Annotated in this window: 14 protein-coding genes; 7 read left to right on the top strand and 7 right to left on the bottom strand. The window is 63.7% G+C overall.

The annotated features are described in order from the left end of the window. The first annotated feature begins 7 nt into the window (after positions 1-7). Positions 8-1,015 (top strand): tripartite tricarboxylate transporter substrate binding protein, encoded by a 1,008-nt coding sequence (locus AB4061_RS01920; RefSeq protein WP_441630394.1) that lies wholly within the window; start codon positions 8-10, stop codon positions 1,013-1,015. A gap of 148 nt (positions 1,016-1,163) precedes the next feature. On the opposite strand, the gene AB4061_RS01915 is transcribed toward AB4061_RS01920, so the two are convergent. Both AB4061_RS01915 and AB4061_RS01910 read right to left on the bottom strand, forming a co-directional pair. Next, positions 1,164-1,790, bottom strand: coding sequence for a hydrolase (locus AB4061_RS01915; RefSeq protein WP_441630392.1), 627 nt, complete (start codon positions 1,788-1,790; stop codon positions 1,164-1,166). An 87-nt stretch (positions 1,791-1,877) separates the two neighbouring features. Beyond that, the gene (locus tag AB4061_RS01910) at positions 1,878-2,576 is read right to left on the bottom strand and encodes a hydrolase (RefSeq protein ID WP_441630390.1); all 699 of its coding nucleotides are present in this window, start codon (positions 2,574-2,576) and stop codon (positions 1,878-1,880) included. Positions 2,577-3,050: 474 nt separating this feature from the next. Here AB4061_RS01910 and AB4061_RS01905 point away from each other — a divergent pair, with 474 nt between their 5' ends. The 4 genes from AB4061_RS01905 to AB4061_RS01890 all read left to right on the top strand — a co-directional run bounded on the left by AB4061_RS01905 (position 3,051) and on the right by AB4061_RS01890 (position 5,343). After that, complete coding sequence (locus tag AB4061_RS01905; protein WP_441630456.1) at positions 3,051-3,377, top strand: FAD-dependent oxidoreductase; 327 nt, start codon at positions 3,051-3,053, stop codon at positions 3,375-3,377. Next, positions 3,374-3,676: a UBP-type zinc finger domain-containing protein gene (locus tag AB4061_RS01900; protein ID WP_441630388.1), complete on the top strand. Its 303-nt coding sequence runs from the start codon at positions 3,374-3,376 to the stop codon at positions 3,674-3,676. The genes AB4061_RS01905 and AB4061_RS01900 overlap by 4 nt, the downstream gene beginning before the upstream one ends. 29 nt (positions 3,677-3,705) lie before the next feature. Beyond that, complete coding sequence (locus tag AB4061_RS01895) at positions 3,706-3,861, top strand: hypothetical protein (protein WP_441630386.1); 156 nt, start codon at positions 3,706-3,708, stop codon at positions 3,859-3,861. 348 nt (positions 3,862-4,209) lie between these two features. After that, on the top strand, positions 4,210-5,343 hold the full coding sequence (locus AB4061_RS01890) for a GGDEF domain-containing protein (protein ID WP_441630384.1): 1,134 nt from the start codon (positions 4,210-4,212) through the stop codon (positions 5,341-5,343). A gap of 217 nt (positions 5,344-5,560) precedes the next feature. Here the strand turns inward: AB4061_RS01890 and leuD are convergent, their stop codons facing one another. Genes leuD through AB4061_RS01875 form a run of 3 tightly spaced genes read right to left on the bottom strand, consistent with a single transcriptional unit; the run spans position 5,561 to position 8,523 of the window. Then, positions 5,561-6,202, bottom strand: a complete 642-nt coding sequence (gene leuD / locus AB4061_RS01885) for a 3-isopropylmalate dehydratase small subunit (RefSeq protein WP_441630382.1) — start codon at positions 6,200-6,202, stop codon at positions 5,561-5,563. Between the two features lie 10 nt (positions 6,203-6,212). Further along, the gene (locus AB4061_RS01880) at positions 6,213-7,619 is read right to left on the bottom strand and encodes a 3-isopropylmalate dehydratase large subunit (RefSeq protein WP_441630380.1); all 1,407 of its coding nucleotides are present in this window, start codon (positions 7,617-7,619) and stop codon (positions 6,213-6,215) included. 10 nt (positions 7,620-7,629) lie between these two features. Continuing rightward, positions 7,630-8,523: an isocitrate lyase/PEP mutase family protein gene (locus AB4061_RS01875; protein WP_441630378.1), complete on the bottom strand. Its 894-nt coding sequence runs from the start codon at positions 8,521-8,523 to the stop codon at positions 7,630-7,632. A gap of 125 nt (positions 8,524-8,648) precedes the next feature. On the opposite strand from AB4061_RS01875, the gene AB4061_RS01870 reads away from it, so the two are divergent. After that, a complete protein-coding gene (locus AB4061_RS01870; protein WP_441630376.1) occupies positions 8,649-9,647 on the top strand; it encodes a Bug family tripartite tricarboxylate transporter substrate binding protein in 999 nt (332 codons plus the stop codon). Between the two features lie 17 nt (positions 9,648-9,664). After that, positions 9,665-10,423, top strand: a complete 759-nt coding sequence (locus AB4061_RS01865) for a GntR family transcriptional regulator (RefSeq protein ID WP_441630374.1) — start codon at positions 9,665-9,667, stop codon at positions 10,421-10,423. A gap of 540 nt (positions 10,424-10,963) precedes the next feature. Here AB4061_RS01865 and guaA read toward each other — a convergent pair. Continuing rightward, positions 10,964-12,583 (bottom strand): glutamine-hydrolyzing GMP synthase, encoded by a 1,620-nt coding sequence (gene guaA / locus AB4061_RS01860; RefSeq protein WP_441630372.1) that lies wholly within the window; start codon positions 12,581-12,583, stop codon positions 10,964-10,966. After that, positions 12,558-13,040, bottom strand: coding sequence for a hypothetical protein (locus AB4061_RS01855; RefSeq protein WP_441630454.1), 483 nt, complete (start codon positions 13,038-13,040; stop codon positions 12,558-12,560). The genes guaA and AB4061_RS01855 overlap by 26 nt, the downstream gene beginning before the upstream one ends. Between the last annotated feature and the right edge of the window lie 14 nt (positions 13,041-13,054).

The following is a 13,054-nucleotide window of genomic DNA, read 5'->3' as shown; positions in this document are numbered from 1 at the left end:
GACAAATATGATTTCGCACACCCGCCGCCGCTTCCTGCAATACGCCGGCCTGACTGCCGGCTCCCCATTGCTCACGACCCTGCCAGCCTTCGCGGCGGAGATCTTCCCGAGCCGGCCCCTCTCGCTGGTGGTGCCCTATCCGGCGGGCGGTGCCAGCGATACGTCTGCACGCATATTCGGGGAGTCCATCGGCAAGAGCGTGAAGCAGCTGGTGGTCGTCGAGAACTATGGAGGCGGCACCGGGGTGATCGGCGCCAACAAGGTGCTGGCCGCGCCGGCCGACGGGTATACCTTCTTTCACGGCTCGATCAACGAGGTGTTTCTGTCCCCGTTGCTGAATCCCGCAGCCCGCTACAAGCCCCAGGACTTCATGCTGGCGGCCCCCATCAGCGACGCCAATATCGTGCTCCTAGTGCGCAGCGGCCTGCCTGCCGACACACTGGACAAGTTCCTCGACCTGGCGAAGCAGAACAAGAGCAAGCCGCTGACCTACGCCACCGTCGGCATCGACTCGATCTATCATCTGATGGGCGACGCCCTCGGCACCCGCATCGGCACGCCCTTCCTTCACGTGCCATATAAGGGCGCCGCCCCCGCGCTGCAGGGCGTTGCCGGCGGCGAGGTGGACTTTGCCATCCTGCCCTACCAGTCCGCGTTCGACAGCATGCAGGGACAGGGCCGCCTCAAGGTTCTGACGAGCTTTTCGAGGTCGTTGCCTGCGCCGCTCAGACACATCCCCCTGATCTCGCAAAGCCGGCAGATGCCCGACTTCGAATACGTGATCGGCGGTGGTTACTTCGTCAAGCAGGGCACGCCCGCCGAACGGGTCGCCTTGCTGCGCGGTGCGATCGGGGACGCGCTAGCCAAACCGGAGATCCGAGCCAAGCTCGAAGCCGAAGGCCGCACCGTCGCGCGGCCCATCGACAGCCAGGCACAGGCCAACCAGTACTTCGACCAGTACATGGGGCGTGTCACCCAGCTCATTCGCAGCGTCGGGCGCAAGCCGGTAGCCTGAACCCGAGTGCCACCACTTCTCCCCCGCGAGCGGCAGGTCAGTCGACACGGATATTGGCCTGCCGGATCAGCGCGGCGAGCCGCCGTCCGAGACCGGCTTCTTTTGCCAGCGCGGCTCGCAGAGCATTAAGCGCCTACATTGAGGCGGCTCATGCCGGCTTGATCATGTCACGCGCATACGCGAGGCCCGTGCCATACCCGCCACCATGCTCAACCACGATCGAGCGGGCCTTCTCATAGGTGTCATGACGAGTCCAGTCCCTCTGGAATTCGAGAAGGAGTTGGAGCCAGGAAGTCATGACTGCGCCGGCGGAAGCCATCCGTCGCAACGCGAGGTCATGGCTTGTTGGTGTCAGCCCACCGCAAGCATCGGCGACGACGTAGACTTGATATCCCTCGGACAACGCTGAAAGAACCGGGAAACTCACGCAGGCCTCCGTCAGCATGCCGGCGATGATCAGCGTACGCTTTCCGGTAGCCGTAATCGCGTCGCGCACCGCATCGTCTTCCCAAAGGTTCATGTTGCGGCGTTCAATCGGCGTGACGTTTTGCAGCACGTCTCGAAACGCCGGCATCAATGGGCCGCTGTACACCTTCGAGGCCGAGGTGGAGACCACAACCGGCAAGCCAAAAGCGACCGCCGTCTTCGCGACCGCAAGGCCATTGCTGCGCAGAATCTGGGGGTCTTGAGAACCCGCAGCGAACGCAAGGCCTGCCTGTTCATCAACGAGGATCAATGCACAATCGGCGGGTTCGAGCAAAGGTAGTTTGGACATGGGAGTTCCCTTTTTCATTTGAGATCGCGATCTTGCTTCAAGCCGCGACTGGACGCCCTCTGGAGCGTCCAGCCCGCGAATGCAGGATTAGCGCTCGATCACCTGTGCATGGACCGGCGCCAGCGACTCGTGCTTCGTGGCGGTGCGCTGCTCGGCCTTGTGGACCATCGTGTAGGCGTAGTCGACGCCCATGCCATAGGCGCCCGAGTGCTCCTTGGCCACGGCCATCACATCGTCGTACGTCTCGCGGTTCTTCCAGTCCCGTTGCCACTCCAGCATGACCTGTTGCCAGGTCACGGGCACCACGCCTGCCTGAACCATGCGCTGCATGGCGTAGTCATGCGCTTCCTTGGTCGTGCCGCCTGAAGCGTCGGCCACCATGTAGATCTCGTAGTCACCTTCCAGCATCGCGCACAGCGCAAAGGTGGTGTTGCAGACCTCGGTCCACAGGCCGGCCACCACCACTTTCTTCCGGCCATTGGCGGCCAGCGCGTCGCGCACCTTCTGGTCGTCCCAGGAGTTCATCGAGGTACGCTCCAGCGTCTGTTTGCCGGGGAAGACGTCGAGCAGTTCGGGGTAGGTGTAGCCGGAGAACGAATCGCTTTCGACCGTGGTGATGGTGGTCGGCACCTCGAAGATCTTCGCTGCCTTGGCCAGGCCCACGACGTTGTTCTTCATGGTCTGGCGGTCCATCGACTGCACGCCAAAAGCCATCTGGGGCTGGTGGTCGATGATGATCAGTTGGCTGTTGCGCGGGGTCAGGACTTCAAGTTTGGCGTTCGACATGTGATATCTCCGATGAAATTTATTCAATGATTTTTGGTTCTTGCATGGCGGCACCTTGTTCGCTCTGTTGCGTATCCGCGCCGTCCATGTGAAGAACTATAGCGAAGGAAAGTGTGTGAACAGCCAATCGGTATTGTCAATGTCGTTCAAAACTTTTGATATCACCTGGGATTGCACGAGACAACGGGGATCGACGCGCGAACCAACCGTGCGCAAGTGAAAGGAGCGGCCACGGCCCGAAATCATGAGCACAGCCTTAGGGGATTGGCGTCGCGAGGAAATTGAGCGGGATCCAGACGTGAAGGCCGCGGGGATCGCCGGCCGACTCGAGCATCCTGAGATGCCTTCGAGCTGATCGACCATACCAAAGGTTGATTGGTATTTACGAAAACGTTGAAATCCGGGTTGCCGATCGAAACTCGCCTCGCGTGACGCCGCGCTGGTTCACGCCAACCACCGCCAAACTTCCCGAAGCTGACGGCTCTTGGCGATGAATCCACCGGACTCCGCTCTCGCGCCAGCGGGACCTCGACGCACTACGACATCTGCCACCTGTTCCTGTTCATCGGTGCGACGCTGCATACCTGCTGGCTCAACGATTCGATCGCGACGGATGACAAGGGCTTCATTCTTACTGGCGCATCGACCTCATCGCTCGAGACCAGCATGACCGGAGTCTTTGCAATCGGCGACGTCCGCGCTGGCTCGACCAAGCGCGTTGCTGCCGCAGTCGGCGATGGAGCCGCTGCCATTTCCCAGATCCACAGTTACTTCAGCAGACTGACAAAGGAGGTGGAATGAAGACCTGTGACCATACGAATACGATCCGCGATGTCGTGCCAAGCGCTCTGGGTTGCGAAGAATGCATCAAAGTGGGCAGTCCGTGGGTGCATCTTCGCTTGTGCCGATCCTGCGGTCACGTTGGCTGCTGCGATAGCTCTCCCCTCAAGCATGCACGCGCGCATTTCGAGAAAACCGGACATCCAATCATTGAGGGGTATGACCCGCCTGAGGGATGGGGGTGGTGCTACATCGACCGGGAAGGGATTGCGCTCCCGGACCAGACGCCGCAACGAGGACCCATCCCACGGTTCGTCTGACGGGACGCCCATCGGGCTTGTATGAACGCGTGGGGCAAACCGACGTCTATCTCACGACCGCGTGGGCGCATAACGGCAGCCTGGCCAATGATGGCCCCTTCATCGGCTACCTGTTCAGCTACGCACAGGCGCCCGGACAGAAGAACATGATTGGCGCGCTGGTCGGCATCCGCCACGTCTTCTGAGCGCCAGGCCCGCCGGGGCTAGCCGGAGCGAGGCGGCTCAATGAGCGCCCCCGAAAGACACCAGACTTCGATACACCGGCTGAACGATGCCATCAATCCGTTGCATCGACAGGTTGAATCCGCAGCAGACAAGCGACGGTTCGCCGGCCCGGCCGCAGCTATACTTCGGTTTGCGCTGCCATTTCGAGCGCGTCGTCCACTTCGATACCAAAGTGGGCGTCGCTGCCCGGTTCCGCGGCGAGTCACTGTGCATGCGCGATTTGGGCTGGGGCAAATCCCAATCGCGCCAGTCATCTTTGTGGAAAAGTGCTTCTTCGATAATTCGTGTATGGGAGCCGAAGGGGCTATATGCACCCGACTTTCGATGTGGGCACCATTATTCTTCTGCACAACACCTCGTTGATTGCAGGCGCTGCGGCAATCTTGCATAGCCGCAAGCGTTCGTCCCGGCGCACGGGTTTAGGGCGTCTCGCCGTTGCTTTGATTGCTTTGGCAATTGGTGCAGTGCTGGCTGCGTTTGGGGAGCGGGCCGCCTTACCGCTTTGGCTGTGGACGCATTTGAGTCTTCTTTTAGGGACGATCGCCTATCCGCTGCTCTGGGACGGCATACGGCGCCTAAGTGGCCGCCGCCGGAGCCTTTACTGGATTGTCGTACTCGTGCCGGCAGCATGGTTCATGTTTGGCATAGTGTCGGGATTCCCGCTTGTGAATTCTCAGCGGGCGAGCGTCTTTCACCTGACCGCGGTAATGTCCCTCGCAGCTTCGGCAGTCGAGATATGGCAGGACCGACATAGCGAGCCACTGCCTGTGCGTCGTCCGTTGGCTGCGTGCCTCCTGGTGAGTGCGCTGATCTATGCTGTGCGCCTCGTTTGCATCGTTCTCGATATTCCATCGGAATTTGACTTTTCGACTGCCTTTTTTCTTCAGATATTCTTCAATTTCTGGATTGCACTGCTGGTTGTGACACTCGTCAGGGAGCGGCGCGAAGCGGGTCTTCAGCTTGCAGCGGACACCGATGCGCTGACCGGCGTCGGTAACCGCCGATGGTTCCTGGGGCGCCTTCCTCCAGCGCCGCTCGCAAACAGCGCTCTCGCGATCCTGGATGTGGACCACTTCAAGCAGATCAACGACAGATTCGGGCATCCTGTGGGAGACCTCGTGCTGGCGTCGGTTGCTACAGCTGTCCGAGATGGACTGCGCGAGGGGGACGTCCTTGCGCGATACGGAGGCGAGGAGTTCGCGCTCTTTCTTCCGAACGTCGACGAGCAAGCTGCCAGAGCGGTCGCTGAACGGCTTCGCAAGCGAATCGAAGCAATGTCCATTGTGATCGACGGCGGGCGCGTTAGCGTTACCGCGAGCATCGGTGTGGCCTGGAGCGACCGGAATGGCGGGGCGTGGGATGCCTGGATAAAGACAGCGGACACTGCTTGTTATGCGGCGAAGGGCGGCGGTCGCAACCTTGTGAAGACGAGCGTCGTGTAGATCCAGCCACCCCAAGCTGAGGTCTGGAGCGGCATCGAGGCGTCTTAACGACGCCACTCATCGCGAGATGCAATGCGCGATCTTGCCGTCCGGGTGCGTGATATCGACAAAGTAGTCGAGTCCGATGAATGCAGTGTTTGTCATGGTCTGGATCGAACCGTTTCGGTGAGGTGAGGTGAGATGAGGTGGCCAGCACGGTCTCTGGCCACCTGAGATGTCAAAGCGGCTCTTCTACGGCCAAAACCCAGGGACGCGTCTCACGCAGCGCCGCCTGGTACGCCTCGATCTCGGCCCGGCGCTTCAAAGTCAGGCCAATGGCATCGAGCCCTTCGAGCAGCAGGGTGCGTTCGCTCGGGGGGACGATGAACGGCAAGCAGCGGCCCTGCGGGTGCCGCACCGTGCAGGACTCAAGATCGACGGTCAGCTCCAGCACCTCCCGCTCGGCTTCGGCAGCCAGCACGGCAATTTCATTCGCGGGCAGCACCACCGGCAGCACGCCATTGCGGTAGCAGTTGCTCTGGAAGATCGCGCCGAACGACGGCGCGATGACGCAGCGAAAGCCAAACTGCCGCACCGCCCAGACGGCGGCCTCGCGCGAGGATCCGCTGCCGAAGTTCTCGCCGGCCAGCAGGATCGTCGCCCGGCGGTAGGGTTCGCGATTGAGCACAAAGTCGGGGCGCTCGACACGCTGTCCGTTCCCGCTCCCGCTGGCTTCATAGCGCCAAGGCGCGAGCAGCTTCTCACCATAGCCATCTCGCCCGGGTGAGTTGATCTCGCGCGAGGGAATGAGAAGATCGGTATCGATGTTGGCTCGCATCAGCGGAGCGGCGATTCCCTTCAGTTGGATGAACTGTTCCATGTGATGCTCCCTAGCGCAGCAGCGGACGTGGATCGGCTATGCAGCCGGCGATGGCTGAGGCCGCCACCGTTGCCGGGCTGGCCAGGTGAGAGCGCACACCCGGGCCCTGCCTGCCCTCGAAGTTGCGGTTGGTGCTGGTGATCACGCGGCGCCCGGGCTTGCCAGGCTGGTCGAAGTTATCGCCGCCGGCGAAGAAGCACAACGAGCAGCCGCTTTCGCGCCACTCGAAGCCTGCTTCCGTGAACACACGATCCAGGCCCTCACTTTCTGCGGCATGCTTCACACTGGTCGATCCGGGCACCACGATGGCCTTTACGCCAGGGCGCACGCGTCGTCCCCGCACCACCTGCGCGGCGGCGCGCAGGTCGGGCAGGCGGCTATTGGTGCAGGAGCCGATGAAGGCCGCGTCGATGGGAGTCCCCAGCATCGGCTGCCCGGGGTGCAGCTCCATATAGCGGAGCGCGCGCTCGGCATCCGCGTCGGCGGGAGGCGGCACTGCGCCGGTGATGCCCACGACCTGGCCGGGATGGGTTCCCCAGCTCACCTGGGGAACGAGCTCCGCGCAGTCCAACTCCAGCTCCTTGTCCCAGTGCGCGTCATCGTCCGAGCGCAGCGCGAGCCAATCCGAAACCGCTGCATCCCAGGCGGCACCTGAAGGGGCAAAGGGCCGCCCCGCCAGCCATTCGACGGTACGCGCGTCTGGCGCCACCAGACCAGTCCAGGCGCCGAACTCGACGGCCATATTACATAAGGTCAGCCGCCCCTCCACATCCAGCGTCCGCACTGCCTCGCCCGAAAATTCGATGGCATGCCCGTCGCCACCGCTGACGCCGAACCTGCCGATCAAGGCCAGCACCATGTCCTTGGCCGACACCGCCGGCCCGAGGCTGCCATGGAACGACACCCGCATGGTCCGTGGCTTGCTTCGCACCAGGCACTGCGTGGCGACGGCATGCTCGCCTTCGGTAGTGCCGATGCCCCATGCCAGCGCGCCAATGCCCCCAACAGTGCAGGTATGGCTGTCGCAGCAGACCAGGGTGGTGCCCGGCAAGGCGATGCCCAGCTCCGGAGAGATCACGTGCGCGATGCCCTGACGTGGAGTGCCCAGGTCGAACAGGCGGATGCCCGAGCGCTGCGTGGCGGCGCGAAAGGCCTCAATGAAGCTGCGCCCGCCCCGAACCAGCGTGTCGTCGCACCGGCCCGGCTGAGTGTCGACGATGTGGTCCATGGTGCCGAACACAAGGCTCGGATGCGCCACGCGATGCCCCCCCTCCTCCAGGCCGGCCAGCACGCGCGGCCCGGCGCGGTCGTGCAGGAAGACCCGGTCGACATGTAGCAGCGCCTGCTCGCCATCCAGCTGCGCCACAACATGCTGGTCCCAGATCTTCTCGATGATGTTGCGCGGTGATGCATACATAGTGCTCACCTCACCGTGCGGTGCCGGGATGCTGCAGCCCGGCCAAATAGCGCTGCTCCAGCGCGAACACCTCCTTGAAACCGACCAGCTCGAGCTGCTCGCGAAAGTCCGCCAACCGCGCCCCGGGGCCACCGGCGTAGCCGTTGGCGCGCAGCGCCGTCAGCGCGTCACGCATGCCCTGGATGGCAGCCAGCATCAGCGTGGCGGGCAGGCTCACGCGCGCAATGCCGATGCGCTGCATCTCCTCGAACGTGAAGGCCTCGGGCGACTTGCCGCCTTCGACCACATTGATCGCCACCGGCCCGCGAATTCCCTGCACGGCCTGCCGCGCCAACTCCTTGGACGTCATGCCGTCCACGAAGATCATGGTCGCCCCGGCCTCCAGGTAGGCATTGCCGCGACGGATCACTTCCTCGATGCCGCCCACGGCAAGCGCGTCGGTACGCGCGTTGATCACGAAATCCGGATCCGCGCGCGCCTCGGCGCAGGCGCGGATCTTCTGCACTGCTTCGTCCAGCGGCGCGATGGATTTGCCCTCCAGGTGGCCGCAGCGCTTGGGCATGACCTGGTCCTCGATATTGACGCCCGCGCAGCCAATGCGCTCAAAGGCCTTGACCGCATACCAAGCGTTGACGGCATTGCCAAAGCCGGTATCGCCGTCGGCCATGACCGGCAGGTCGATGGCGTCGACTATCTGCTGCGTGGCCGCGACCATATCGGACAGCGAGAGGAAGCTGTAGTCCGGCAGTCCCAGCCGGCTCACGGAAATGCCGAAGCCTGAGCACTGCACCGCGGGAAAACCCGCCTCCTGCGCGATGCGGGCGGACAGGGGGTCAAAGGCACCCGGCATGACAAGGAGTTCCGGTGCATGGATCAGTTTCTGGAGCAATGCAGTCTTTCGCATGATGAGTCTGGCTGGTCGTGGTTCGAATAGTATGTATGCATGTTTTTATTTTTTCAACAAATAAAGTAAGCTTGAAGCATTAATCACGCTAATATGCATACATACAGAAGAAAGGAGACCTGCACATGCCTACCCTGAAATCCCTCCGCCGGACTCGCCCCGTCCTGCTGCTCGCGCTCGTCGGCACCGTCTGCCCCGCCTCCTGGGCGCACGCCGAAACGAGCGTTGCATGGCCCGCGCGACCGCTCTCGCTGGTCGTGCCATTCCCTGCTGGCGGGACCACCGACACGATCGCCCGCCTGCTGTCGAAGAACCTGTCCCGGCAGTTGGGCCAATCCGTGGTAGTGGAGAACAAGAGCGGCGCCAGCGGCACGCTGGGTGCCGCGCAGGTCTTGCGCGCGCCGGCGGACGGCTATTCCCTGCTGCTGGGGACGCCCGCCGAGCAGATCAACGCGCCATTGATGATGGCGCGCCCGCCCTACGATCCGGCCCGCGACTTCACGCCGGTCGGCTGCGTCAGCCGCGGCCCGAACGTGCTCGTCGTCAATTCGGCATCGAAGGCGAAGACCTTGGCGGACCTGCTGCGCATGGCACGGGCGCAGCCCGGGCGGATCAACTTCGGCAGCGCGGGCAATGGCAACACTTCCCACCTGTCTGGCGAACTGTTCGCGCAGGCGACCGGCGTCGTGCTCACGCACATCCCCTATCGCGGCAATGCGCCGGCCATCGCGGACACCATCGGCGGCCAGGTGCAGATGATGTTTTCCAATCCGGCCACCGTGCTGCCCCATATCCGCAGCGGCACGCTGCGGCCGCTCGCGGTGGCGTCGCGCGCGCGGATCGCGTCGCTGCCGGACGTGCCCACGCTGAAGGAATCGGGCATCCCGGTGGAGATCTATAGCTGGACCTGCCTGTTTACGCGGGCCGAAACGCCGAAGGAGATTATCGGCAAGCTACATGGCGCCCTTGCGCAGGCGCTCGATGACGGGCAGCTCGCCCAGGCGATCGAGGCCAGCGGAGCAGAGAGATTCCCCTCGACGCCCGAGCAGACCAGCCGGTTCCTTGCCGGCGAGCGGACAATGTGGGGTAATCTCATCCGCAGCCGACACATCCACACCGACTGAATCCACAATCCAGAAAGATGTCCTCTCCCGAAACTTCCCGGACCCGCGCGCTATCAGTCGCGGATACCCTGCGCAACCGCATCTTCGACGGCGAGATTCCGCCCGGGTCCCACTTGATGGAGGTCACACTGGCCCAGGAGTTGGGCGTCTCCCGCACGCCGGTGCGCGATGCGCTGGCCCGGCTCGCCGACGAGGGCCTGCTGGTCTACCAGCCCAATCGCGGCTTCCTGGTCCGCCGCTTCCAGCCCAAGGACATCAAGGACGCCTTCACCGTGCGGGCCACGCTCGAGGGCTTGGGCTGCCGGCTGATCGGCGAGCGCGGCCTGATGCACGCCGAACAGGAGCGCCTGGGCGGCCTCCTGGCGGCTCAGCGGCGGGTGCTGCACGAGGAAGAGTGGAACGACCAGCAGGCCCTGCTGTGGCAGAACATGAATCTCGACTTTCACTACGCGCTGCTGGAGTTGGCGGACAACAGCTGGCTGACCGACGCCGTGCGCCGCGCGCGGCAGTTGCCCATCATCTTCGACAGCAAATCGCATCCCCACGACCATGACGCCCTGATGCTGCTGTACCAGCGCGACCACAGTCGGCAGGCGCTGGCGGAGCACTACCGCATCGTGGACGCGCTGGCGCTGCACGAGGTCGGCCGCGCCGAGGCATTGATGCGCGAGCACATCCTTACCAATCGTGACGTGCTGATCCGCGCCCTAGCGACGAACAGGCTGGGCACAGCGGCGCAGGTGCCCGGCAGCGGCGGCCAATTGCTTTCCTACTAGAGCGGCGGCGTTTCCCCCTGCTCGTGCTCGTGCTTGGGGAGCCAGCGCAGGTAGCAATTTTGATCGGTATGGTGGAGTGGGTGACGAAATTTGGGGAGGCGCTGGATCCAGTGTTGTGTCGCTTTCTGAGCCTCCCAAGCCCATGGACGCGCCCGGCGTTCGCGAAGAAACGGTTCCGCGCTATAAAGGGAACGGCAGCGCCGCGATGACCGACACGTCATTGGTGCGAGCCCGTGGCGTTACCGGACGCCACGGTGTGAGCCCGCGCCTGAGCCTGGTCTGGGAATCGTCAGCGACAGTGGCGAGCGGCGTGAGCCGCATCCCGTTTGAGAGATCGAGTCGTGACGGCTTTTTACCGTCGGGAGCCAGGAAGCCTGCTCATGCCCGGAAAACCGCATGAAATCGTGCTTTCCAAAGGGGGGTTTTTACCGTCAAAGACCGATTTGGTCTGGATAGTAAACGGGAGGGCCTTAATCCGGCCTCCGGGTTCTACCGCCAACCTGTTCCACTGGCCGGCGATAGTCCCCGAAGGACCCGATTTCACTCCCACTCGATCGTCGCCGGCGGCTTGCCCGACACGTCGTACACCACGCGATTCAAACCACGAACCTCATTGATGATGCGGTTCGAGCAGCGGCCCAGCAGCGCGTACGGCAAATGCGCCCAGTGCGCCGTCATGAAGTCGGTGGTCTGCACCGCGCGCAGCGCGACCACGTAGTCATAGGTGCGGCCGTCGCCCATCACGCCAACCGACTTGACCGGCAGGAACACCGCAAAGGCCTGGCTGGTCAGGTCGTACCAGCTCTTGCCGACTTGCGAAGGCTCGCACATGCCGGCAGCGGCATCCTGCTCGGTAGCAACCGTGCCACGCAGCTCTTCGATGAAGATTGCGTCGGCGCGGCGCAGCAGTTCGGCGTAGTCACGCTTGACCTCGCCCAGGATACGCACACCCAGGCCCGGGCCCGGGAACGGGTGGCGGTAGACCATCTCCGGCGGCAGGCCGAGCGCCACGCCGAGTTCGCGGACTTCGTCCTTGAACAGGTCGCGCAGCGGTTCGAGCAGCTTCAGGCCGAGCGTTTCCGGCAGGCCGCCCACATTGTGGTGGCTCTTGATGGTGGTGGCTTTCTTGGTCTTGGTGCCGCCGGACTCCACCACGTCGGGGTAGATCGTGCCTTGAGCCAGCCACTTCGCGTTGGTCAGCTTCTTGGCCTCGGCCTGGAACACTTCGACGAACTCGCGGCCGATGATCTTGCGCTTTTGCTCCGGATCGGTCACGCCGGCCAGGTGGCCAAGGAACTGCTCGGACGCGTCGATGGCGATGACCTTGGCGTGCAGGCGGCCGGCGAACATSTCCATSACCATSTYGCCYTCGTTCAGGCGCAGCAGGCCGTGGTCGACGAACACGCAGGTGAGCTGGTCGCCGATGGCRCGGTGGATCAGGGCTGCGGCCACCGAGGAATCGACGCCGCCGGACAGGCCGAGGATCACTTCTTCGTCGCCCACCTGTTCGCGGATCTTGGCGACGGCTTCGGTGATGTGGTCATGCATGACCCAGTCAGGCTTGGCGCCCGCGATCTTCAGCACGAAGCGCTCCAGGATGTCGCGGCCCTTGGCGGTATGCGTGACTTCCGGGTGGAACTGCACGGCGTAGTAGCCGCGCGCTTCGTCGGCCATGGCGGCGATCGGGCAGCTGGGCGTGGACGCCATCAGCTTGAAGCCCGGCGGCAGCTCGGCAACCTTGTCGCCGTGGCTCATCCAGACCTTGAGCATGCCGTGGCCTTCGGGCGTGGAGAAATCCTCCAGGTCCTTGAGCAGCGCGGTGTGGCCATGCGCGCGCATCTCGGCGTAGCCGAACTCGCGATGGTCGCTCCACTCCACCTTGCCGCCCAGTTGCACGGCCATGGTCTGCATGCCGTAGCAGATGCCCAGCACCGGCACGCCGAGGTCCCACACTGCCTGCGGCGCGCGCAGCTGGTGGTCTTCGTAGGTACTGGCGTGGCTGCCGGACAGGATGATGCCCTTGGGCGCGAACTCGCGCACGAATTCGTCCGTGACGTCGTTCGGGTGGATTTCGCAGTAGACGTGCGCTTCGCGCACGCGGCGGGCGATCAGCTGCGTGACTTGCGAGCCGAAATCAAGGATGAGGACTTTGTCGTGCATGATGGGCGGATGGCGTTTCGTCCGGTGCGGGCTCGGTCATCACTTCGGTGCCCGGACCATAGCCGGGCGGCGGCGTGACACTCGGCTCGCGCCGGTATTCGGGTGATTGCGGCCGGCGTGCCACGGGGACTGTGCCGGCATCCTTGTTTTGCGTCTCTTTTTGCAGCTCGCGTTGTTCACGCTGCTCGCGTTCGCGCACGCGTACGCGCTTGGCGGCCGGGATCTGCACCGCGGCGAAGAAGGCCAGGACCGCGGCCAGCACCGGCAGCCAGATCTTTCCGGCACCCTGCACCGGCAGGTCGAACATAAGCATCCACGCCACGATCAGCACCGCGCTGGCGAGGTTGACCTGCCCGACTGTTCGCGCCACCGCCACCGTGAGCTGCCCGTTGACGGTTGCCTGCCACAGCAGCAAGGCCAGGCCGGTCAAGGCCACGCCGAGTAACTGCCCGTACATCGCGGGCTGCGGCT

This window comes from Cupriavidus sp. YAF13 (genome assembly GCF_052113425.1).
Taxonomy (GTDB): Bacteria; Pseudomonadota; Gammaproteobacteria; order Burkholderiales; family Burkholderiaceae; genus Cupriavidus.
The sequence above is the reverse complement of the archived record's forward strand: the minus strand, read 5'-3'. Positions and strand labels throughout refer to the sequence as shown.

Excerpts from the sequence above, each read along its gene's own strand:
- AB4061_RS01890 (WP_441630384.1), top strand. The coding sequence starts at position 4,210 with ATGCACCCGACTTTCGATGTGGGCACCATTATTCTTCTGCACAACACC.
- leuD (WP_441630382.1), bottom strand. The coding sequence starts at position 6,202 with ATGGAACAGTTCATCCAACTGAAGGGAATCGCCGCTCCGCTGATGCGA.
- AB4061_RS01915 (WP_441630392.1), bottom strand. The coding sequence starts at position 1,790 with ATGTCCAAACTACCTTTGCTCGAACCCGCCGATTGTGCATTGATCCTC.
- AB4061_RS01910 (WP_441630390.1), bottom strand. The coding sequence starts at position 2,576 with ATGTCGAACGCCAAACTTGAAGTCCTGACCCCGCGCAACAGCCAACTG.
- AB4061_RS01900 (WP_441630388.1), top strand. The coding sequence starts at position 3,374 with ATGAAGACCTGTGACCATACGAATACGATCCGCGATGTCGTGCCAAGC.
- AB4061_RS01855 (WP_441630454.1), bottom strand. The coding sequence starts at position 13,040 with ATGTACGGGCAGTTACTCGGCGTGGCCTTGACCGGCCTGGCCTTGCTG.
- AB4061_RS01920 (WP_441630394.1), top strand. The coding sequence starts at position 8 with ATGATTTCGCACACCCGCCGCCGCTTCCTGCAATACGCCGGCCTGACT.
- AB4061_RS01870 (WP_441630376.1), top strand. The coding sequence starts at position 8,649 with ATGCCTACCCTGAAATCCCTCCGCCGGACTCGCCCCGTCCTGCTGCTC.
- AB4061_RS01875 (WP_441630378.1), bottom strand. The coding sequence starts at position 8,523 with ATGCGAAAGACTGCATTGCTCCAGAAACTGATCCATGCACCGGAACTC.
- AB4061_RS01880 (WP_441630380.1), bottom strand. The coding sequence starts at position 7,619 with ATGTATGCATCACCGCGCAACATCATCGAGAAGATCTGGGACCAGCAT.
- AB4061_RS01865 (WP_441630374.1), top strand. The coding sequence starts at position 9,665 with ATGTCCTCTCCCGAAACTTCCCGGACCCGCGCGCTATCAGTCGCGGAT.